The 21,730-nt window shown below is 54.8% G+C and carries 17 protein-coding genes and 4 tRNA genes; 5 read left to right on the top strand and 16 right to left on the bottom strand.

Annotated features, from left to right (window positions below; all coding sequences use genetic code 11):
• Positions 1-201: 201 nt before the first annotated feature.
• The 3 genes from M8010_RS19795 to zwf are packed head-to-tail and all read right to left on the bottom strand — an operon-like array spanning position 202 to position 3,068.
• A complete protein-coding gene (locus tag M8010_RS19795; protein ID WP_250094424.1) occupies positions 202-849 on the bottom strand; it encodes a bifunctional 4-hydroxy-2-oxoglutarate aldolase/2-dehydro-3-deoxy-phosphogluconate aldolase in 648 nt (215 codons plus the stop codon).
• A 37-nt stretch (positions 850-886) separates the two neighbouring features.
• Positions 887-1,600 carry a 6-phosphogluconolactonase gene (pgl, locus tag M8010_RS19790; RefSeq protein ID WP_250094425.1) on the bottom strand — a complete coding sequence of 238 codons (714 nt, stop codon included), beginning with the start codon at positions 1,598-1,600 and terminating at the stop codon, positions 887-889.
• The gene (gene zwf / locus M8010_RS19785; protein WP_250094423.1) at positions 1,593-3,068 is read right to left on the bottom strand and encodes a glucose-6-phosphate dehydrogenase; all 1,476 of its coding nucleotides are present in this window, start codon (positions 3,066-3,068) and stop codon (positions 1,593-1,595) included. The genes pgl and zwf overlap by 8 nt, the downstream gene beginning before the upstream one ends.
• Before the next feature lie 194 nt (positions 3,069-3,262).
• Here zwf and M8010_RS19780 point away from each other — a divergent pair, with 194 nt between their 5' ends.
• Positions 3,263-4,132, top strand: a complete 870-nt coding sequence (locus M8010_RS19780) for a MurR/RpiR family transcriptional regulator (protein ID WP_250094422.1) — start codon at positions 3,263-3,265, stop codon at positions 4,130-4,132.
• A 169-nt stretch (positions 4,133-4,301) separates the two neighbouring features.
• Here the strand turns inward: M8010_RS19780 and M8010_RS19775 are convergent, their stop codons facing one another.
• The 6 genes from M8010_RS19775 to tig form a co-directional block, all read right to left on the bottom strand.
• Complete coding sequence (locus tag M8010_RS19775; protein ID WP_250094421.1) at positions 4,302-6,155, bottom strand: SurA N-terminal domain-containing protein; 1,854 nt, start codon at positions 6,153-6,155, stop codon at positions 4,302-4,304.
• A 170-nt stretch (positions 6,156-6,325) separates the two neighbouring features.
• The gene (gene hbs / locus M8010_RS19770) at positions 6,326-6,598 is read right to left on the bottom strand and encodes a non-specific DNA-binding protein Hbs (RefSeq protein ID WP_027832426.1); all 273 of its coding nucleotides are present in this window, start codon (positions 6,596-6,598) and stop codon (positions 6,326-6,328) included.
• 238 nt (positions 6,599-6,836) lie between these two features.
• Complete coding sequence (lon, locus tag M8010_RS19765) at positions 6,837-9,254, bottom strand: endopeptidase La (RefSeq protein ID WP_250094420.1); 2,418 nt, start codon at positions 9,252-9,254, stop codon at positions 6,837-6,839.
• A gap of 160 nt (positions 9,255-9,414) precedes the next feature.
• On the bottom strand, positions 9,415-10,698 hold the full coding sequence (clpX, locus tag M8010_RS19760; RefSeq protein ID WP_250094419.1) for an ATP-dependent Clp protease ATP-binding subunit ClpX: 1,284 nt from the start codon (positions 10,696-10,698) through the stop codon (positions 9,415-9,417).
• Between the two features lie 77 nt (positions 10,699-10,775).
• Positions 10,776-11,411, bottom strand: a complete 636-nt coding sequence (gene clpP, locus M8010_RS19755; protein ID WP_250094418.1) for an ATP-dependent Clp endopeptidase proteolytic subunit ClpP — start codon at positions 11,409-11,411, stop codon at positions 10,776-10,778.
• A 173-nt stretch (positions 11,412-11,584) separates the two neighbouring features.
• Positions 11,585-12,892 carry a trigger factor gene (gene tig / locus M8010_RS19750; protein WP_250094417.1) on the bottom strand — a complete coding sequence of 436 codons (1,308 nt, stop codon included), beginning with the start codon at positions 12,890-12,892 and terminating at the stop codon, positions 11,585-11,587.
• A gap of 29 nt (positions 12,893-12,921) precedes the next feature.
• Here tig and M8010_RS19745 point away from each other — a divergent pair, with 29 nt between their 5' ends.
• Entirely contained in the window at positions 12,922-13,104 is a 183-nt protein-coding gene (locus M8010_RS19745; protein ID WP_250094416.1) for a hypothetical protein, read from the top strand.
• 3 nt (positions 13,105-13,107) lie between these two features.
• On the opposite strand, the gene M8010_RS19740 is transcribed toward M8010_RS19745, so the two are convergent.
• From M8010_RS19740 to M8010_RS19725, 4 genes are all read right to left on the bottom strand, one after another.
• A tRNA-Leu gene (locus M8010_RS19740) sits at positions 13,108-13,192 on the bottom strand.
• Positions 13,193-13,275: 83 nt separating this feature from the next.
• Positions 13,276-13,351: transfer RNA gene (locus tag M8010_RS19735), tRNA-His, on the bottom strand.
• Positions 13,352-13,445: 94 nt separating this feature from the next.
• A tRNA-Arg gene (locus tag M8010_RS19730) sits at positions 13,446-13,522 on the bottom strand.
• 33 nt (positions 13,523-13,555) lie between these two features.
• Positions 13,556-13,632 (bottom strand) — tRNA-Pro (locus tag M8010_RS19725).
• Between the two features lie 164 nt (positions 13,633-13,796).
• Here M8010_RS19725 and folD point away from each other — a divergent pair.
• Complete coding sequence (folD, locus tag M8010_RS19720; protein WP_250094415.1) at positions 13,797-14,654, top strand: bifunctional methylenetetrahydrofolate dehydrogenase/methenyltetrahydrofolate cyclohydrolase FolD; 858 nt, start codon at positions 13,797-13,799, stop codon at positions 14,652-14,654.
• 62 nt (positions 14,655-14,716) lie between these two features.
• Here folD and M8010_RS19715 read toward each other — a convergent pair whose 3' ends face one another.
• From M8010_RS19715 to M8010_RS19705, 3 genes are all read right to left on the bottom strand, one after another.
• Positions 14,717-16,897, bottom strand: coding sequence for a malate synthase G (locus M8010_RS19715; RefSeq protein ID WP_250094414.1), 2,181 nt, complete (start codon positions 16,895-16,897; stop codon positions 14,717-14,719).
• A gap of 153 nt (positions 16,898-17,050) precedes the next feature.
• Complete coding sequence (gene cysS / locus M8010_RS19710) at positions 17,051-18,433, bottom strand: cysteine--tRNA ligase (protein WP_250094413.1); 1,383 nt, start codon at positions 18,431-18,433, stop codon at positions 17,051-17,053.
• A 127-nt stretch (positions 18,434-18,560) separates the two neighbouring features.
• Positions 18,561-20,237, bottom strand: a complete 1,677-nt coding sequence (locus tag M8010_RS19705; RefSeq protein ID WP_250094412.1) for a glutamine--tRNA ligase/YqeY domain fusion protein — start codon at positions 20,235-20,237, stop codon at positions 18,561-18,563.
• 138 nt (positions 20,238-20,375) lie between these two features.
• Here M8010_RS19705 and M8010_RS19700 point away from each other — a divergent pair, with 138 nt between their 5' ends.
• Together M8010_RS19700 and M8010_RS19695 are read left to right on the top strand one after the other, a co-directional pair.
• Positions 20,376-20,885, top strand: a complete 510-nt coding sequence (locus tag M8010_RS19700) for a peptidylprolyl isomerase (RefSeq protein WP_250094411.1) — start codon at positions 20,376-20,378, stop codon at positions 20,883-20,885.
• Positions 20,882-21,607, top strand: a complete 726-nt coding sequence (locus M8010_RS19695) for a UDP-2,3-diacylglucosamine diphosphatase (protein WP_250094410.1) — start codon at positions 20,882-20,884, stop codon at positions 21,605-21,607. Before M8010_RS19700 ends, M8010_RS19695 begins: the two co-directional genes overlap by 4 nt.
• The last annotated feature ends 123 nt before the right edge of the window (positions 21,608-21,730 follow it).

The raw sequence follows: 21,730 nt of genomic DNA, 5'->3' as shown, positions 1-21,730 counted from the left end.
TGAGGCCAGAGCCACCAGAGTGGCTCATCATAAAGGCCGGATATACGTGCGCAGTTTTACCCAGTTAGCCTTTGACACCACCGATAGCTTTGGGGCTTGCACAACAAGAGGTCTACATATATGTGCTCGTAGCGTTTCCCGAAAGACCCTCCCACCAACTGCGAAACCCCGACTCCTCAGGCTACGAACCGGCGAGAAAACTCAGAGGTCCAACAAACTCCCGCGGGCAATCTCGGAAATCTGGTTCCAGTCACCCGAGGAAACAGCGTCATCAGGGGTCAACCAGGTGCCGCCGACAGCAGTAACGTTGTCAAGGGCCAGGTAGTCCTTTGCGGTGTTGCGACGAATGCCGCCAGTCGGGCAGAAGGTGACGTCCGGGAACGGGCCGGCGAAGGCTTTGAGGGCCGGGATGCCGCCGGCGACTTCGGCGGGGAAGAACTTGAATTCGCGGTAGCCCAGATTGTAGCCCACCATCAGCTCGGAAATAGTTGCAATGCCCGGTAGCAGCGGAGCCTCGGAGGTGACGCCGAATTCCAGGATGGCCTCGGTGACACCCGGGGTGATCACAAACTGGGCGCCGGCGGCTTCCACCTGGCGGTATTGGGCGATACTGGTGACCGTACCCGCGCCAACCCAGGCTTCCGGGATGGCTTTTCTGACCTGTTCGATGGCTTTTATGCCGTGAGGCGTGCGCAGTGTAATTTCCAGAACGCGAATGCCACCATCAACCAGGGCCTGACATAGAGGCAATGCCTGATCAGGGTGGTCAATAGTGATCACCGGGATAAGAGGCGAGGCGCTCAGCACCGACTGGACCCGCTCGCGGTGAAAGTCAGACAGTTGATTCATAAATTTCTCCGATAAAACAATTCAGTGGCGCCAGCCATCAGGCACTCCAGAAAATTTGCAGGCCAGGCCTGAGGAAAGCGCGGATGGGCATTTCCTTTATTTGCCCGATATCCGCACAGGCGTCCTGAAGGGTTTTCAGCTTGTCATCACCTTTGATATGCAACGCGGTGAAACCAGCCCGACTCAGGGCCCGCAGCGTTAAGGTAATACGCTTATGGGCCTGGGAAGGCGGTGTCGTTGCGGCCACGATAGCCGCCGAATCGGTATCGAGCACCCCGTCCAGTTCGGGCGCATCCGGGAACAGGGATGCGGTGTGGCCATCGTTGCCCATGCCCAGAATCAGCACATCCAGCGGCAGGTGAAGATCAGCCAGCGCCGCTTCCACAGCGGAAAGACCATCAGCCGGCGTTTCTCCTGGCTGCTTGAGGGACAGGTAACTCGCTTCCGAGGCAGGACCCTGTAGCAGGTTTTCGCGGACAAGGCGGGTATTACTCGCTTCATCGTCTTCTGGTACCCAGCGCTCATCCGCCAGCAGTACATCGATTCGTGCCCAGTCCAGAGGTTTCTCACGCAATGCCTGGAAAAACGGCAGGGGCGTTGATCCGCCGGAAACCACAAGGCTGGCCCGGGGCGCGATCAGCAGCCGCTCCGACAAATGCCTGGCAACGGCATCCGCCAAAGCCACACCGGCGTCATCCGGAGTATCGAAAAAATGCGCATCTACAGCCTCCGGCAGATTCAGGTCATGCATCTTCATACCAGCTCCTTCCGTCGCGCGTAATCATCGCAATCGAGGCCACCGGGCCCCAGGTTCCGGCCGCGTATCGTTTCGGTGGTTGCCCACTGTCATCCCAGTTGGCAATGATCTGGTCAACCCATTGCCAGGCATGCTCCACCTCGTCGCGACGGACAAACAGGTACTGGTTACCCTTCATGACCTCCCACAGCAAACGCTCGTAGGCATCGGGAATGCGATCGTTTTCGAAGGTTTCCGAGAAGGTCAGTTCCAGCGGGCCCTGGCGCAGGCGCATGCCTTTGTCCAGGCCCTGGTCCTTGGTAAGAATCTGCAACGACATACCTTCGTCTGGCTGCAAGCGGATAATCAGCTTGTTATTGGCCAGGTGTTTCTGGTCCGGATCAAAGATGTAATGCGGCGCCGGTTTGAAATGGATGATGATCTGAGACAGCTTTTCTGGCAGGCGCTTGCCGGTACGGATATAGAAAGGCACACCGGACCAGCGCCAGTTATCGATCTCTGCTTTCAGGGCCACAAAGGTTTCAGTCTTGCTGCCCTTGATGGCGCCCTCTTCTTCCAGGTAACCGGGAACCGGCTTGCCGTCACTGGTGCCCGCAGTGTATTGGCCGCGCACTACATGGGTGTCCATCAGGTCCGGCGTGATCCGGCGCAGCGCCTTTAGCACCTTCACCTTTTCGTTACGGATACTGTCGGCGGAAAGGTCGGAAGGCGGGTCCATGGCAATCAGACATAACAGCTGCAACAGGTGATTCTGCACCATGTCACGAACCTGGCCGGCCTTGTCGAAATAGCCCCAGCGGCCTTCAATACCGACACTCTCTGCCACCGATATCTCGACATGGGAGATGTGGTTCTGATCCCACTGGGAGGCAAACAGGTTGTTGGCGAACCGCAGGGCGATGAGGTTCTGGACGGTTTCCTTGCCCAGGTAATGGTCAATACGGAACAGCTGGTTCTCGTTGTAGACTTCACCCAACTCGTCGTTGATGACCTTGGACGACTCCAGATCATGACCAATAGGCTTCTCAACCACGACTCTGGTGTTCTTGTCGCAACAGTCATTGCTCCGCAGGTTGCGGGCAATAACCCCGTACATGGACGGCGGTGTGGCCATATAGACAATAAGGTTGCTGGAATCGGTGCTTCGCCAATCGTTGAGAACGCTATATCCGCCGGGATTGGTAAAGTCGAGAAACTGGTAATCCACGCGCTGCAAAAACTGTTCTGCGACAACAGCGTCAAACTCATTCTTTTTTACATGCTCTTCCAGCTTGTCAAAAAGGATCTTGCGAACTTCACCGGCGTCCGCCTTGTTTCTCGCGATAGCCAGAATACGGCTACCTTCGTGGAGCAACCCGGCGCGCTCCAACTGGTAAAGGGCGGGAAAAAGTTTGCGTTGCGCCAGGTCGCCCAGTGCTCCAAACATCATCAGGTCACAGCGGGTATTGATAGGGTCAGCCATCGGTTCCTTCTCTCTTTGTCCTCACGACTCGAGGCATCAATGTAGTAATTTTATGCAAATAATGACACCTAAAACCGAATTTTCCAAGGATATTTTCCAATTAATGATACTTTTACTACCACAAGTTAGCACAAAACGCGCTATAATCAGCGCGAATTTTGACAAGAAAGCCGATAAATCAGGGAGTATTCTCAATGGCTGCCAATAAGGCGCAACGCGACGACAATCTGCTCGAAGATATCCAGCTAAGGCTGGACACTCTTAACAAATCCGAGCGCAAGGTTGCCGAAGCCATCCTTCGCGACCCCAGCGCCGCAACCCGATACAGCATTGCCGCGCTGGCCAGGGCCGCTGACGTCAGCGAACCGACCGTCAACCGGTTTTGTCGCGGTTTTTCCGCTACCGGCTTCCCTGATTTCAAAATACGCCTGGCCCAGAGTATAGCCACCGGCACTCCCTACATTGGCCAGAATGTAGAGCCTGATGACACGGTTGCAGAGTTTGCCGACAAAATCATGCTGAGTACAATCGCGAGCCTGGACAAGGCACGCCAGGCCCTTGACCCCAAGGCGCTGTCCGCAGCCATTGATTACCTGATTCAGGCCAAGCAGATCAATTTCTTCGGCATGGGAGGGTCCGCCCCCGTCGCCATGGATGCCCAGCACAAGTTCTTTCGCTTCAACATCCCGGTAATGTCTTACGACGATGCATTGATGCAGCGTATGGTTGCCGCAGGCAGCACAACAGGCGATGTCATCGTGCTTATTTCCTATACCGGTCGCACGCGCGAAACCGTTGAAATTGCCCAGCAGGCCAGGAATAACGGTGCCACGGTCATCGGAATCACCATGCCCGGCTCACCACTTGCCCAGGCCTGCACGGTGGTTATAGAAGTTACGGCCCCTGAAGACACTGAGGTCTACATGCCCATGTCGTCACGAATTATTCATCTTACTGTGATCGATATTCTGGCCACGGGTGTCACGCTCAAACGCGGCGCGGACTTCCTGAGCCACCTGAAAAAGATCAAGGAAAGCCTGAAACCAACCCGGTTTCCAGTATAGCCAAGGCATCCGTTCACGCCTCCGAAAACCGTTTACCTGTTGGTTTTACCTCGACGTACTGGGAGAAAGACCAGAAATCTATATTGAATAGACAAACTAAAAGGCCCGGGATAAATCCCGGGCCTGATTCAGCGTTGTACCGGGGCACCCTTTGAAGGGTGCCTTTTATTTACTGCCGTTCCACTTCGGCATTATCGCGAAGGTGTTGCTGATACGCCCGATACTCCCGCTGGCCTTCCAGCGATGCCAGGAAGTTGCGAAGCTGGCTGAATTCACCCCCGTCAGTGTTTACTTCCCCTTCGTTGACAGCCTCAAGGGCAACAATGGCAATGCCATCATCGGACATCACCGAGCCATAGACTTCCCCGTCACCCTCCGGGCGTTGCAGAGAAAACACCCCAGACATAACAGCACCGCCAAGAATGGGGTTGTTTCGGGGCTGATCGTCATAGGACTGCCACTCCCCGATACCAATCTCGCCGGGGTCCTTGCCGGACTCCAGTTCTGCGATGACAGCCTGTGCGCGTTGGTTCAGCGCTTCGCGGGTCTTCTCACGGGTCAATGCCGTACGGATTTCATCCGATACTTCATCCAGAGGTTGCTGCTGGGCTTCCTGATACTGAGCTACCCTGGCAACCACGGACATGTTATCACCCACATCAATCAGCTCTGTATTGAAGCCATCACGCAAAACATCTTCGGAGAATAGCTGGCGCACAAGCCCTTGATGGTCGAACGGCGCTTCACCACCATCGCGGGTGATATCGCCCTTTTCACGGACTTCCAGACTCAGCTCCTGCGCCGGGCCATCGAGGTCATCTGCGGCATAAGCCAGGTCAGCCAGCTCGGAACGAACCTCGGCAAAGCGGTCTTCGGCCTTACTGCGAGCAAGCTCCCTGCGAAGCTCTTCTTCCAGCTCCTCCAGCGGAGGCACTTCCGACTTCTGCACATCCAGCAATTTGATCAGATGGATACCGAAAGTGGTGGAAACAGGCTCAGAGACCTCTTCTTTCTCAAGTTGGAACAGCGCCTCTTCGAAGGCTTCGTCGTAAACCCCGCGTTCGGCAAATCCCAGGTCGCCACCCTCTTCAGCTGAAACTGTATCCACGGAATATTCACGGGCCAGTTCGGAGAAGTCTTCTCCTGCTTCAAGGCGCTCCTGGACCGTCGACATGGTTTCCTCAGCGCTCTCGCCATCTTCAATCAGAATATGGGCTGCACGACGCTCTTCCCTGGCAAGCTCTGAGGAACGCTCCTGGTAATACTCGCGAAGCTCATCATCACTGACATCGACGGTTTCCGCGAGCGATTCACGTGACAGGGCAATGTAATGGGCATCGACCCTTTCAGGCTGCTGGAATGCTTCCTGATTCTCCTGGTAGTAGGCTTCGATCTCGGCTTCTGAAACCTCCACCTGGTCACTCACCGCGTCCTCGGAGAGTGTCACCACACGGAAATCCCGAGTCTGGTTCTGAATGCGCAGTAGCTGGGCCACATGCTCCTCCGCCACGATTCCGCTCTGGGCAATACCTGCACGAATCTGATTCACCACATACTGCTTGCGCATGGTTTCCCGGAACTCGCCAACACCCATGCCCATATTCCGGACCATCGACACGAATCGGTCCCGATTGAACGTGCCATCCACCTGGAACTGAGGCATCTGGGTGATCAGCGAATCGATGTCCTGATCCGAGAGTTCAAGGCCCTGATTCTCGGCATCCTGAGTCATGACCTTTTCCTGGATCAGCGAATCCAACACGTCACGGCGAACCTGGTCTTCGTCAAGTAGTGAGGGATCCGGATTGTCCATATCCGAAAGGCGGCGCTGGCTCTCAATCTGGACAACACGCAGAAACTCACGCTCGGTAATGTCATCTCCGTTGACCGTGGCAACCTCGGGTTCACCTGAGAAACCGCCGACAATCGCGTCCATTCCCCAGATTGAGAGTGAAACAATCAGAAGGCCAATAATAACTTTGGCAATAGTGCCCTGGGCATTATCCCGAATATCTTGAAGCATGTTTCTCCCGGATCCCTGATCAATGTCTGTGAGGGCTCTTAACGTAAAAAGGCGCATTCATTCAGGAATGCGCCTTGAATTCATCAGAGCGGGCTGACTGCGGTATTGCCACCGGGCCAACCGCTCCGGCAACACCCGTCAATATGGGCGCCACCAAATGAAAGCTACCGTTACTTAACGGCGTCCTTCAGGGCCTTACCTGCCTTGAACCCAGGCACTTTGGAAGCCGGGATCTTGATCTCGGCACCAGTTTGCGGGTTACGGCCAGTGCGCGCGGCACGCTCTTTAACAGAGAAAGTACCAAAACCAATCAACGTTACCTGGTCGCCTTTTTTAAGGGCGCCGGTAATGGAGGTGGTCATGGCATCCAGAGCACGGCCAGCGGCGGCTTTGGAGATATCTGCGGATTCTGCAATTGCATCGATCAGTTCGGACTTATTCACACTAAACCCCTTCGATTTCAGGTTGAAGATGTTATAGGTTGGTTTGTTGTTTCCTGGACGTTCCCGACTATCGCATAAGCGGTCAGAGAATTCCATTCTTCACTATTTTTATTCCTTTCGGCTACTAACCGGTGTTCGGAATAGGCGTTAACTGCGCGGGAGCCCTTGATATTGGCTGCTTCACGGCGAAACAGTTATACCAATGGGCTCTCTCGCATGTCAACAAAACTGCGCGTGTTTAATGTGTATTTATGCGCTCTGCCGCTTCACCGTCATCATCCCGAGGGGTCCCGGAAGCCTTTTCAGATGACGAATTCTCGGTCAGTGGCTCCGGTGAGTGAACCAACGCAATATCCAGAACTTCGTCGATCCATTTGACCGGACGAATCTCCAGCGATTCCTTGATATTGTCCGGTATCTCTTTGAGATCACGGGCATTTTCATCGGGAATGATCACTGTCTTGATGCCACCACGATGAGCCGCCAACAGCTTTTCCTTGAGGCCTCCGATGGGCAGCACCCGACCCCTGAGGGTGATCTCACCTGTCATGGCCACATCAGCCCGAACCGGAATCTGGGTCAATGCAGAGACCAGTGCCGTACACATGCCGACACCAGCGCTGGGACCATCTTTTGGCGTTGCACCTTCCGGAACGTGAACGTGAAGATCATGTTTTTCGTGGAAATCGTCACTGATACCCAGGCCAAGCGCACGACTTCTGACTACTGTCAATGCGGCCTGAATTGACTCCTGCATGACGTCACCCAGCGAGCCGGTCTTGATAACCCTGCCCTTGCCCTTGGTCAATGCACATTCCAGAGTCAGCAGTTCACCGCCGACCTGAGTCCAGGCCAGACCGGTGACCTGCCCGACCTGGTTTTTCTCCTCTGCGAGACCGTACTTGAACTTCTTCACACCTGAGTAATCCTCAAGCATCTCGGGTTTAAGGGTCACAGAAGCCTTGTCATCAGTTTCTACGTGATCACGTACCACTTTGCGGCAGAGCTTCGCAATCTCACGCTCCAGGCCGCGTACACCCGCCTCTCGGGTGTAGTAGCGAATCAGGTCGAGGAGTGTTTCCCGTGGAATTTCCAGTTCATTTTTGCGCAGACCATTGGCCTTCAACTGCTTGGGCAACAGGTACTTGAGCGCAATATTGACCTTCTCGTCCTCGGTATACCCGGGAATACGGATGATTTCCATGCGGTCCAACAGGGCCGGTGGAATATCCATGGAGTTCGACGTGCATACGAACATGACGTCGGACAGGTCGTAATCCACTTCAAGATAATGGTCGTTGAAGGTGTGATTCTGCTCCGGGTCCAGCACCTCCAGAAGCGCGGATGCGGGATCACCACGATGATCCATGCCCATCTTGTCGATCTCATCGAACAGGAACAACGGGTTTTTAACACCTACCTTGGACAGTTTTTGCAGTAACTTGCCCGGCAATGCCCCGATGTAGGTTTTGCGGTGACCACGAATTTCAGCCTCATCGCGCACGCCACCAAGGGCCATACGGGTGTACTTACGGTTGGTCGCACGGGCAATGGATTGCCCCAGGGAGGTCTTACCCACGCCGGGGGGACCAACCAGACAAAGCACAGGGCCTTTCACCTTTTTCACCCGGCTCTGGACAGCAAGGTACTCCAAAATACGCTTTTTGACCTCATCCAGGCCGTAATGATCTTCGTCCAGAATTTTACGGGCTTTCTCGATATCATGGCGTACCCGGCTGCGTTTTTTCCAGGGAATAGCGAGCATCCAGTCGATATAGCCACGTACCACCGTTGCCTCGGCGGACATGGGCGACATCATCTTGAGTTTGTTGAGCTCCGCTTCGGTCTTCTTGCGGGCCTCTTCCGGCAGACCAGCCTCTTCCAGCTTTTGCTCAAGCTCTTCAAAATCGTTATTTCCCTCACCGAGGTTACCCATTTCCTTCTGGATGGCTTTCATCTGCTCGTTGAGGTAATACTCCCGCTGGCTGCGCTCCATCTGCTTCTTGACGCGACCACGAATACGCTTCTCAACTTCGATCAGGTCAATTTCACCATCCAGCTTGCCCAGCAGCAGGTCAACACGCTGGCGGATTTCAAGCGCTTCAAGCAGCTCCTGCTTTTCGGGGATCTTCAATTCAAGATGGGCTGCCATGGTATCGGCAAGGCGCTCAAGTTCGGTGATACCAGTAAGCGCATTAGAGACTTCTGAAGGCACCTTTCTGGAGAGTTTGACGTACTTCTCGAACTCGTCCATCAGGGTCTTGACCAGCACTTCCTCTTCACGTGCCGGCAGCGAGTCTTCATCCATCAACATGGCCTTGCCAGCCAGGTATTCACCGTCGTCTATATTGGTGATGGTTGCACGGGCGTTGCCTTCCACCAGAACCTTGACGGTTCCGTCCGGCAGCCGCAGCATTTGAAGCACGGTTGCCACGGTACCCATGGCAAACACGTCATCGGGGCCGGGCTCGTCTGTAGAGGCATCTCTCTGGGCAACCAGAAGGATTTCCTTGTTGCCCTCCATGGCCGCTTCCAACGCCTGTATGGACTTTTCACGGCCCACAAACAGCGGCACCACCATGTGCGGGAACACCACCACGTCTCTCAGCGGCAACAGCGGGTATTCTTGCACAGATTCTTCAGGTATCAGGGTCATAGAAAATCCTCTGACGATGTTTGTTTCAGCATATCACCCTTCTTTGGGGCGTCAGCAAAAATTGCAATCTTTTTACCGTTCGGATACGGATTCTTACGGTGTACTCAGGACATAAAAAAAGGGCGTCGCCGCCCTTTTTTCACGCTAACAGCCGGGGCACTCAGTCCTCGGGGACCGCCTTGGCGTGATCACTGCTGTCATAGATCTTGAATGGCTCCGACTGACCGCTTATGACGCTCTCGTCAATAACCACCTTTGAAACGTCATGCTCAGAAGGAATCTGATACATGGTGTCCAGCAACGTCGCTTCCATGATAGAGCGCAAACCGCGTGCGCCCGTCTTCCGTGCCATGGCCTTGCGGGCAACGGCACGCAGAGCGTCTTCACGGAAATCCAGCTCAACACCTTCCATATCAAACAGCTTCTGATACTGCTTGGTGAGGGCGTTCTTGGGTTCTGTCAGAATCTGGACCAGAGCTTCCTCGTCCAGCTCCGTTAGCGTCGCGACAACAGGGAGGCGACCGACGAACTCGGGGATCAGGCCATACTTGACCAGATCTTCCGTTTCCACATCCTTGATGATGTCACCGGTGTTCTTGATGTCTTCCGGACTTTTTACCGTCGCGGAAAACCCGATGCTGCTGCGATCAGAACGCTCTTGGATCACTTTGTCCAGGCCCGCAAAGGCACCGCCACAGATAAACAGCATATTGCCAGTATCGACCTGCAGGAATTCCTGTTGCGGATGCTTGCGACCACCCTGGGGCGGAACCGATGCGACAGTGCCCTCGATCAGCTTGAGAAGAGCCTGCTGGACGCCCTCACCGGACACATCCCGGGTGATGGAAGGGTTGTCAGACTTACGGGAAATCTTGTCAATCTCGTCGATGTACACAATGCCGCGCTGGGCTTTATCCACATCGTAATCGCATTTCTGCAGCAGTTTCTGGATGATGTTCTCAACATCCTCACCGACGTAGCCCGCTTCCGTGAGCGTGGTAGCATCAGCAATGGTAAAGGGGACGTTGAGCATGCGCGCCAGTGTCTCTGCCAGCAGAGTTTTACCACTGCCGGTGGGGCCGATCAGCAGAATGTTACTCTTGCCAAGCTCAACTTCGGCCTTGCCCTCGCCATAGCGTAAGCGCTTGTAGTGGTTGTACACCGCTACCGAAAGCACAACTTTGGCGCGGTCCTGGCCAATCACGTACTCATTGAGGGTGTCGCGGATCTCGGCGGGTGTCGGGAGACGATCGCTTGCTTCTTCCTGGGCATTTTCCTGGATTTCCTCCCGGATAATATCGTTGCACAGGTCAACGCACTCGTCGCAGATGAACACCGAGGGCCCTGCAATGAGCTTACGGACTTCATGCTGGCTCTTTCCGCAAAACGAGCAGTACAGCAACTTGCCGTTATCGTCGCCTCTGCCGTTTCTATCATCTGCCATTGAAATACCTCTGAGCTTGGTTTGCCGACGCAGCTACCTCGGTACGCCGGCAGGGAATGTTGCGATTACCTTCAGTATTATTTATTAGGTATACGCTTATCAAGTATAGAATCAATCAGGCCATAGTCCTTGGCTTCCTGAGGGTCCATAAACCGGTCCCTGTCCGTATCCCGGGAAATTCTCTCAAGATCCTGACCCGTATGGTGAGCCAGAATACTGTTCAACTGATGACGGATCTTGAGGATCTCTTTTGTATGGATCTCAATATCGGTTGCCTGCCCTTGATAACCCCCCAGTGGCTGGTGAATCATCATTCGCGAATTAGGCAGGGAAGCGCGCTTACCATCGGCGCCACCAGCCAGTAGAAAAGCCCCCATACTGGCTGCCTGCCCAACGCAAAGAGTAGCCACGTCAGGCTTGATGAACTGCATGGTGTCATAGATGGACATACCTGCAGTAACGGACCCTCCCGGGCTGTTGATGTACAGGTGGATGTCCTTGTCAGGGTTCTCTGACTCCAGGAACAACAATTGCGCCACAATCAGGTTGGCCATATGATCTTCAACCTGGCCTACCATAAAGATGACCCGTTCCTTGAGCAGACGGGAAAAGATGTCAAATGAGCGCTCGCCTCGTGCAGTCTGCTCGATAACGATTGGCACCAGGCCGGAATTGGTAACCATTGCGGGACCATCGATTGGTTTCTGCGTCATGATGCGCGTGAACTCCTTCTGGACAATGGAGTGGCGAGTGTCCGCCACCGCTTTATAAATCAGCTGCGCTTTACAGTACTGTGCCAGCACCGAGCGAAGATGAAAACAGCCGGGCGTGCCGGCTGTTTTACCCGTCAGGCGTGCCAGGGCACTTTCAAGCGCCCCCGCAGTCTTTAACCCTGCTGCTGCTGGCCGGCCTGAATCGCCTCTTCATACTTGAGCTTCTTTTCGTTGACCTGGGCTTTATCCAGCACCAGATCAACAACCGCATCTTCCAGAACAGACGATTCAATCTGCTGCTTCTGCTCAGGGTTGCTGTTGAAGTGCGCTACAACCTCTTCAGGTTGTTCATACGTTGACGCGATTTCCTGGATCTTTTCATCCACTTTAGCAGGATCTGCTTTCAGGTCGTTCTGCTTGACCACTTCCTGGAACAACAGGCCGGTTTTAACCCGGCGGCGAGCCTGCTCTTCAAAGATTTCCTTGGGCAACTGCTGCGGGTCAATCTGGCCGCCGAAGCGCTGCACTGCGTCCTGGCGCAGACGGTCGATTTCCTGATCAACCAGAGCCGTAGGTACTTCAAGCTCGGTGCTTTCCAGAAGCCCTTCAACAACGTCGTTCTTGACCTTATTGGAGACAGCTTGTTTGAGCTCACGTTCCATGTTCTTCTGAACTTCTTCACGGAACGCGGCCTCGTCTTCAGCATCGATACCGAACTTCTTGAAGAACTCGGTATCCAGCTCTGGCAACTGCGGCTCCTGAACTTCGTGAATCTTGATCTCAAACTTCGCCGGCTTGCCAGCCAGCTCTTCGTTCTGGTAGTCCTCGGGGAAAGTGACCTCGATCTCCAGTTCTTCGCCGGCCTTGCCGCCAACAATGCCCTTCTCAAAACCGGGAATCATCTGGCCTGAACCCAGGGTCAGCTTATGGTTCTCGGCAGCACCGCCTTCGAACTCTTCACCATCAACAAAACCTTTGAAATCAATAAGTACCACGTCCTTGTTCTTGGACTTGCGCTTAACGGATTTCATGGTAGCCTGCTGGCGACGAAGGTTATCGATCATGGTATCGACGTCTTTTTCGGTTATGTCCGCTTTCGGCTTTTCCACTGAAATCTTGCTGAAATCACCCAGCTCCACTTCCGGCAGCACTTCAAAAACGGCAACGAACTCGAGGTCTTTACCCTCTTCCATGGTTTTCGGCTCGAACTTGGGCCAGCCCGCCGGATTGATATCCTGCTCCTGCAGCGCCTTGATGTAGTTGTCACGCATGACTTCGCCGACGATTTCCTGGCGGACGCTGTCACCGAAACGACGCTTCACCACACTCATGGGCACCTTGCCCGGACGGAAACCGTTCATTTTCACTGTGCGTGCGGTTTCCTGCAGGCGTTTCTGGACCGCCTGGTCGATTTCCTGGGCGGGCACACCAATCGTCATCCGACGTTCGATGTTGGAGGTCGTTTCAACAGACACTTGCATGGAAGATCCTCAAATTACAGGTTCAATATGTGAATGAAAATAAAGTGAAAAATCCATTTCAGGGCGAATTCCCGGAAAAGGACGCAAATTTAAAAGCGGGTAGTTTACCACGGTTTACCATGCCGAGAGAATCACCCGGTACAGGCTCTTTTATGGGGACAGATCACAGGCAGATCAAGGAGAGAAAATGGAGGAGAAAAACCGGCAAGTAAGAATGGTGCGAGAGGAGAGACTCGAACTCTCACGGGTTGCCCCACTGGAACCTAAATCCAGCGCGTCTACCAGTTCCGCCACTCTCGCACACGGTTTGCGAGTCTACACCTTATAAAACAAGCGTAGATCGCCGCAACTGCGGAAATCAACCATAAATCACTAAGGAGAAATGGGGTGGACGAAGGGGATCGAACCCTCGACCGCAGGAGTCACAATCCTGAGCTCTACCAACTGAGCTACGTCCACCATATCCGGACTACTATCGGGCAAATCCCGACCAATACTCCAAATTAACTTTGCTGGTTAGGTGTCTCCGGGACGGATCAAACCGTCTGCGGTATGGCGCGCCCGGCAGGACTCGAACCTGCGACCACCGGCTTAGAAGGCCGGTGCTCTATCCAGCTGAGCTACGAGCGCATAAATCGTTCGCCCACCTGAACATTCAGAAAGTGGTCGGGGTAGAGAGATTCGAACTCCCGACATCCTGCTCCCAAAGCAGGCGCGCTACCAGACTGCGCTATACCCCGTCTGAACTGAACAACAGATACCTCAGCAAAGTTGGCGCGCATATTACCGGCGCCGGACCTGTCCGTCAACACGCATTTGGGCTTTTCCTCTTCCGATTGGCGGTGGAGCCCAAGCATGAGACAATGCGAGGCCTTTATTTTCGCACAACCGACAAGACAAAGACATGAGCGCCAAACTGATTAATGGAAAAGAAATCGCCGCGGCGGTGAGACAACAGGTAGCGGCAGGAACCGAGGCCCGCAAACAACAGGGGCTTCGTGCTCCCGGGCTGGCCGTGGTGCTGATCGGGAACGACCCTGCATCCCACGTATATGTCGGCAACAAGCGCAAGGCTTGCGATGAAGCCGGCATAGTGTCCCTCTCTTATGACCTACCGGAGGACACGTCACAGGAAGCCCTGGAAGCACTGGTTGACGAATTGAACGACAACCCGGACGTGGACGGCATACTGGTCCAGCTTCCATTGCCATCTCACATGGACGCTGACCCTATCCTGGTGAAAATCCGCCCGGACAAAGACGTCGACGGATTTCACCCCTACAACATCGGTCGCCTGGTGCAGCGCAAACCCGCCCTGCGACCTTGCACGCCTGCTGGAGTGATCACCCTGCTGGACAGCATTGGTACCCCTTACAAGGGCCAGCACGCCGTCATCGTGGGCGCCTCCAACATTGTCGGACGACCAATGACCATGGAACTGCTACTTAAAGGCGCCACAGTTACCGTATGCCACCGGTTCACCAACGACCTGGAAAAGTTCGTGAGAGAGGCTGATATACTGATCGCCGCTGCCGGTAAGCCCGGACTGATCAAGGGTGACTGGATCAAGCCAGGCGCAACCGTGATTGATGTCGGCATTAACCGGATGGAAGATGGCAAACTGCGCGGTGACGTCGATTTTGCCGTGGCGTCAGAACGTGCGGCGTACATTACGCCGGTGCCCGGTGGTGTCGGGCCGATGACAATTGCCACGCTATTGCAGAATACGCTTTATGCGGCAAACGAGTTGCATAAGAAATAGGTTTACCGACTCCCACAAAAAAAACCCGCTTTTTTAGCGGGTTTTTTTGTGGGACCGGGCGACTACTGCCCGAACTTCTCTTTCGCCTTCAGGCGATAGGCGTGCAGAAGTGGCTCGGTGTAACCATTCGGCTGTTCACGACCTTTCATTACCAGATCCATGGCTGCTTTGAAGGCGATGCTGCCCTCAAAATCCGGCGACATGTTACGGTAAGACGGATCCTTGGCATTCTGACGGTCAACGACCGCTGCCATGCGCTTCATGGTCTCATGAATCTGCTCTTCGCTACAGATGCCATGATAGAGCCAGTTGGTCAGCAACTGTGACGCGATACGCAGTGTGGCGCGGTCTTCCATCAGGCCCACATCATTGATGTCCGGAACCTTGGAACATCCCACGCCGCTATCGATCCAGCGCACAACGTATCCAAGAATACCCTGGGCATTGTTATCCAGCTCCTGCTGAATTTCTTCGGCCGACAGGGACTTCGGATCATCCATAACCGGAACCGTCAGGATATCGTCCAGATTGGCGCGAGTTCGGCTTTCCAATTCTTTCTGGATGTCGGCAACGCTGACCTGATGATAATGAGTAGCGTGCAGCGTAGCCGCCGTTGGCGACGGCACCCATGCGGTATTGGCACCGGCCTTGGGATGACCAATCTTGGCCTCCAGCATCCCGGCCATAAGATCCGGCATGGCCCACATACCTTTACCAATCTGGGCAACACCACGGAAACCGGTCTCCAGACCAATATCCACGTTCCACTGTTCGTAAGCCTGAATCCACGCAGCCTGCTTCATCGGGCCTTTGCGGATGAACGGCCCCAGCTCCATGGAGGTGTGGATTTCATCACCGGTACGATCCAGGAAGCCGGTGTTAATAAACACGGCGCGTTCCCTGGCCGCATGGATACAGGATTTGAGGTTGACCGTGGTGCGACGCTCCTCATCCATGATGCCAACTTTCAGGGTAAAGGCCGGCAGACCAAGAGCGTCTTCCACGCGACCAAAGAACTCGTTGGTGAAAGCCACTTCTTCCGGGCCGTGCATCTTGGGCTTAACGATGTACACCGAACCGGTGGTGCTGTTCTGCAGTTTGCCGGAACCTTTCAGGTCATGAATAGCGATCAGAGAGGTCAGCAGACCATCCATCAGGCCTTCCGGTACTTCGCTTCCGTCTTTCAGCAGGATCGCCGGGCTGGTCATAAGGTGGCCAACGTTGCGCACAAACATCAGGCTGCGACCCTTGAGCACCCGTTCTCCGCCTTCAGGCTTGGTGTAGGTGCGATCTTCGTGCATCTTGCGGGTCATCTGCTGCCCGCCCTTCTCGAACGTTTCCTCCAGGTCACCCTTCATCAGGCCCAGCCAGTTGCGGTATGCCAGAGCCTTATCGTCTGCATCAACTGCCGCAACAGAGTCCTCGCAATCCATAATGGTGGTCAGGGCTGACTCCATCAGCACATCTTTTACGTGAGCGCCATCGTCTTTGCCAATCGGATGACTGGCATCGATCTGGATTTCGAAGTGCATGCCGTTCTTGACCAGCAGAACGCCAGTGGGCGCATCAGCTGCGCCGGTGTAACCAACAAAGCCGGACTCGTCTTTCAGGCCGGTAGAGTCTCCGTTCTGGAACTTGACCACCAGCTTGCCGCCGTCGACCAGATACTGGGCAGCATCCTTATGGCTACCTGAGGCCAGCGGAGCAGAGCTGTCCAGCAGGTTGCGGGCAAACTCGATTACCTTGGCACCACGTACCGGGTTGTAACCACGGCCTTTCTCAGCGCCATTTTCTTCGGAAATGGCATCGGTGCCGTAGAGGGCATCGTACAGACTACCCCAACGGGCATTGGCGGCGTTCAGGGCGAAACGGGCGTTCATCACCGGAACCACCAACTGTGGGCCAGCCATGGTAGCCACTTCCGGATCCACGTTAGAGGTGGAGATCTTGAAGTCGCCCGGCTCATCGACGAGGTAGCCGATGTCCTTCAGGAACGACTTGTACTCGGCCATGTCCAGCTTCCGACCCTTGTGGTCACGATTCCAGCTGTCCATTTTTTCCTGAATTGCATCGCGCTTGGCCAGAAGCTCTTTATTGCGCGGAGCCAGTTCGTGAACAATCTTGTCGAACTCACTCCAGAATTTGTCAGCGTCGACACCGGTACCCGGAATCGCTTCATTATTAACGAAATCGAACAGGTTCTTTGCGACCTGAAGGCCGCCGACTTGTACGCGTTCTGTCATCGTTGTCTGCCTCAGTGGGTTACTTTATTCCCTGCCCTTTCCGGCGGATTTTTCCGGACGGGCCTTGTAATTCGAGGCCGGTATTGTACGGGAATTTCCCTACAAGGTCATTCTCACGCTTACAATCCGACTTTTGGCGGGGCCAGGGTGTCATTAGCCCCGGCGCCAGCTGGTTCCTTCACGACTGTCGTCGAGAATGACCCCCTTTTCCGCCAGCTCATCACGGATGCGGTCGGCTTCCGCGAAATCCCTACTCTTCCGGGCATCAGCACGGGCCTGGATCATGGTTTCAATGTCTTCAGCGCTGAGTTCGCTGCCAGTATCAGCCTGGAAGAAGGCCTCCGGGTCCTGCTGCAACAGCCCCAGAACACCTCCGAGCCTGACCAGGACAGCTGCCTGCGCACTGGCCTCTCCGTCCCGACCGTCACGACGATACTGGTTGATGTCATTTGCGACCGCATGAAGCACCGCAATGGCACCGGCAGTGTTGAAATCATCATCCATGGCCTCGATAAATCGCCGGTCATGCTCGGTTTCCGCCACATCTTTGGCCGGCACCAGCCCACGTAATGCATGATACAGCCGGGTGAGCGTGCGCCCCGCCTCGGCGAGATTCTCTTCCGAGTAATCCACCTGGCTGCGATAGTGGCTGGAAACCAGGAAGTAACGCACCACTTCCGGCGCGTACTTTTCGAAAATCTCACGAATGGTGAAGAAGTTGCCAAGGGACTTGGACATCTTTTCCTTGTTCACCCGAATGGCGCCGGCGTGCATCCAGGTGTTTACAAAGGTATGGCCGTTGGCACACTCGGACTGGGCAATCTCGTTTTCATGGTGAGGGAACAGCAAATCCGGCCCACCGCCGTGGATATCGAAGGTTTCACCCAGGCAACGGTTGGACATGGCGGAGCACTCGATGTGCCAACCGGGCCGGCCATCACCCCAGGGAGACTCCCAGCTCACCTCACCCGGCTTGGCAGCTTTCCACAGCACAAAATCCGCCGGGCTGCGCTTGGCCTCCTGGACATCCACCCGGGCACCGGCCACCAGATCTTCCAGTTTTTTCTTGCTGAGCTTGCCGTAATCCGGGTAAGACTCCACGGAGAAATACACATCGCCATTATCCGCGGCATAGGCATGGCCGCTTGATACCAGCTTGTGAATCATCGCTATAATTTCGTTGATGTAATTGGTAGCACAGGGCTCTTCCGTCGGCGACAGAACCCCCAGCTTGGCCTCATCCTCATGCATGGCCTTGATCATTCTGGCGGTCAGGTCCGAATACACCTCGCCATTCTCGTCGGCCCTGCGCAGGATCTTGTCATCGATATCGGTAATGTTGCGCACGTATTGGACGTCAAAACCGCTATGGCGCAAATAGCGGGTGATCACATCAAACGCCACCAACACCCTCGCATGTCCGAGATGACAGTAGTCATACACCGTCATACCACAGACATACATGCGAACCTTCCCGGGCTCTATAGGTTTGAACTCTTCCTTCTGCTGACTAAGGGTATTGTAGATTCTAATCACGCTACGCTCGTTGTTTACCTGATGTGTCAAGTTTGGTGCAGGTCGCCGCCAGGCCGGAGCATCTATCCGGGACACGCCGTGAATACATCCCTGTAGGCTCCCCCTACTTTATTCGCGCCTTCCGCTATTACTTACTCTTTCCCCAGGAATCGCGGAGGGTCACGGTACGGTTGAATACAGGGCGGCCCGCAGTGCTGGTCAATTCCTGATCGCAGAAGAAATAACCCTCCCGCTCGAACTGATAAGGCAAGTCTGTTCGCGGTTTGGCCAAGCTCTTTTCTACCCTGGCGCCTTTCAGAACAACAAGCGACTCCGGGTTAATTGATTCTACAAAGTCGGTCTCTCTATCGCCGTCCGGCGATTCGTGGGTAAACAGACGGTCGTATTGATTGATATCCGTCTCAACGCTATCAGTCGCCGATACCCAGTGAACCACACCGTTCGGTTTATAACCTTCTGGATTCACGCCCAAAGTGCTGGGATCGTACTCGCACTTCAGCTCGACAATCTCACCACTGTCATCGCGAATAACCTCGCGGCAGGTCATCACATAACCACCACGCAGCCGAACCGCCTGATCCGGGGCCAGGCGCTTCCATTTGCGGGGTGGTTCTACCGCAAAATCTTCCTGATCGATATAGAGGGTCTGGCTCCAGGTGACTTCCCTTTCGCCCATGTCGGGGTTCTGCGGGTGCACCGGCAGCACCAGCGTCTCTGTTTTATCTTCCGGGTAATTGGTCAACGTCACCTTCAGCGGGCGCATGACGCACATGGCGCGGGGCGCACGGGTGTTCAGATCTTCGCGGATGGCGTGTTCGAGCATGCCCATATCCACGGTTCCGCCAGCCTTGTTGACGCCAATCATGTCGCAGAAGGTACGGATGGACTCCGGGGTGTAGCCACGGCGACGCATGCCTGAAATGGTGGGCATGCGGGGGTCGTTCCAGCCGTCTACGAAGCCTTCATCCACCAGTCGCCTGAGTTTGCGTTTGCTGGTGATGGTGTAGTTCAGGTTCAGGCGTGCGAACTCGATCTGCCTTGGCTGGCAGGGAGCAGAGATGTTTTCCAGTACCCAGTCATACAACGGGCGATGATCCTCGAATTCCAGGGTGCACAGGGAGTGGGTAATCCCCTCCATGGCATCGGAAATCGGATGGGTAAAGTCATACATCGGGTAGATACACCACTTGTCACCCGTCTGATGGTGATCGGCGTAGCGAATCCGGTACAGGATCGGGTCCCGCAGGTTGATATTCGGGGAGGCCATGTCGATTTTGGCTCGCAGCACCAATTCACCGTTCTGGTACTTGCCGTCGCGCATGTCGCGAAACAGCTGCAGATTCTCTTCCACCGGACGGTCGCGATAGGGGCTGTTCTGCCCCGGCTCTTTCAGGGTGCCCCGGTATTCAGCCATCTGGTCGGCGGTCAGCGCACACACGTAGGCTTTGCCTTTCTCGATCAGCTCAACGGCAAACTCGTAGATGGCGTCAAAATAATCCGAGGCATAGCGCACATCACCTGCCCACTCGTAGCCCAGCCAATGGACATCCTTTTTGATTGCGTCGATGTACTCCTGGGATTCCTTTTCCGGATTGGTATCGTCAAACCGCAGGGTGCACACGCCATCGAAGGTTTCGGCGATGCCGAAGTTCAGACAGATCGACTTGGCGTGACCAATGTGCAGGTAACCGTTGGGCTCAGGCGGGAACCGTGTCACCACCTTACCGGTGTGCTCGCCTTTGGCAATGGCGTCTTCGATAAGGCTCTGGATAAAGTTGTGGGCTTTCTTGGACTCGGCGCTCATACAATCTCAATCATAGGGTGTGGGTCTGAAACCGCGTATTATACTCACAAATCATTGCCTAACTCATGCACACGCACAAACTCTTCAGTACAATATCGACAACGATGCTTTATCTACCCATTTAAACAGGAAACCCTGATGATTCTGCTGAAAACTTCCCACGGTGACATCAAACTGGAACTGGACTACGACAACGCCCCGGAGACCGCGAAAAACTTCGAACAGTACGTTCGCGACGGTTTTTATGACGGGCTGATTTTTCACCGTGTAATCAGCAACTTCATGATTCAGGGCGGCGGTTTCGAACCGGGCATGACCCCGCGCAAGACTCGCGAGCCTATCAAAAACGAAGCCAACAATGGCCTGAGTAACATGCAGGGCACGGTTGCCATGGCTCGAACCATGGACCCCCATTCCGCAACAGCGCAGTTCTTCATCAATGTTGAGAATAACGGTTTCCTTGACCACACTGCCGAAAACGCAGAAGGCTGGGGTTACTGTGTGTTCGCCAAAGTGGCGGAGGGCATGGACACGGTCAACGCCATCCGCGGGGTGCGCACAACCATGCGTTCCGGCCATCAGGATGTTCCCGCCGACGACGTCGTAATTGAGAAAGCCGAAGTGGTAGAGGACGGAGGCGCGGCGTGACTACGCTGTTCATCTCTGACCTGCACCTGGAAGAGTCCCGACCAGACATCACCAACGCGTTCCTGCGGTTTCTAGGTGAAGAAGCCCGGGGTGTAGAGCAGCTCTACATCCTTGGCGATTTTTTCGAAGCCTGGATTGGTGATGACGAGCACACACCTCTTCAGGAACAGGTGGCCAAAGCCCTGCGAGCAGTCAGCGAGGCTGGCACCGAGCTGTTTCTGATGCACGGCAACCGGGACTTCCTGATTGGCGAGGATTATTGCAACCGCATCGGCGCTACCCTGCTGGACGACCCGACGGTAGTGAACCTCTACGGTACCCCTACCCTGCTGATGCACGGTGATAGCCTCTGCACCGCAGACGTGGAATACCAGAAGTTTCGCGCCAACATGCGCGACCCGAAATGGCAACAGATGATCCTCAACCGCCCCCTCTCGGAACGTCAGACCATGGCCCGGCAGCTGCGGGAAATCAGCATGGCCAAGAACAAGGGCAAGGAAGAGACCATCATGGACGTCACGCCGGATGAAGTCGTGAAGGAGATGGAAGCCCACAGCGTGCAGCGCATGATCCACGGCCACACCCACCGGCCGGCGGTTCACGAACTTGAAGCCAACGGTAAACCCGCCAGGCGCATTGTACTGGGTGACTGGGGGGAGAACGTATGGTGGCTGGAAGTAACTCCAGATCAACCACCAACTCTTCACAAGCGCCCTATCTAGTGCCCATCCAGAAACTCATAATTCATTGATTTCTGGTTAATATTATTGATCAGGCATAAAAAAATCCTCTTGGATCTGGTATGTTTTAAGCGCGAACCAAAACCACCAACCCAAGAGGATTCC

The sequence above is a fragment of the Marinobacter sp. ATCH36 genome, assembly GCF_023555055.1.
In the GTDB taxonomy this organism is placed as follows: Bacteria; Pseudomonadota; Gammaproteobacteria; order Pseudomonadales; family Oleiphilaceae; genus Marinobacter.
The sequence above is the reverse complement of the archived record's forward strand: the minus strand, read 5'-3'. Positions and strand labels throughout refer to the sequence as shown.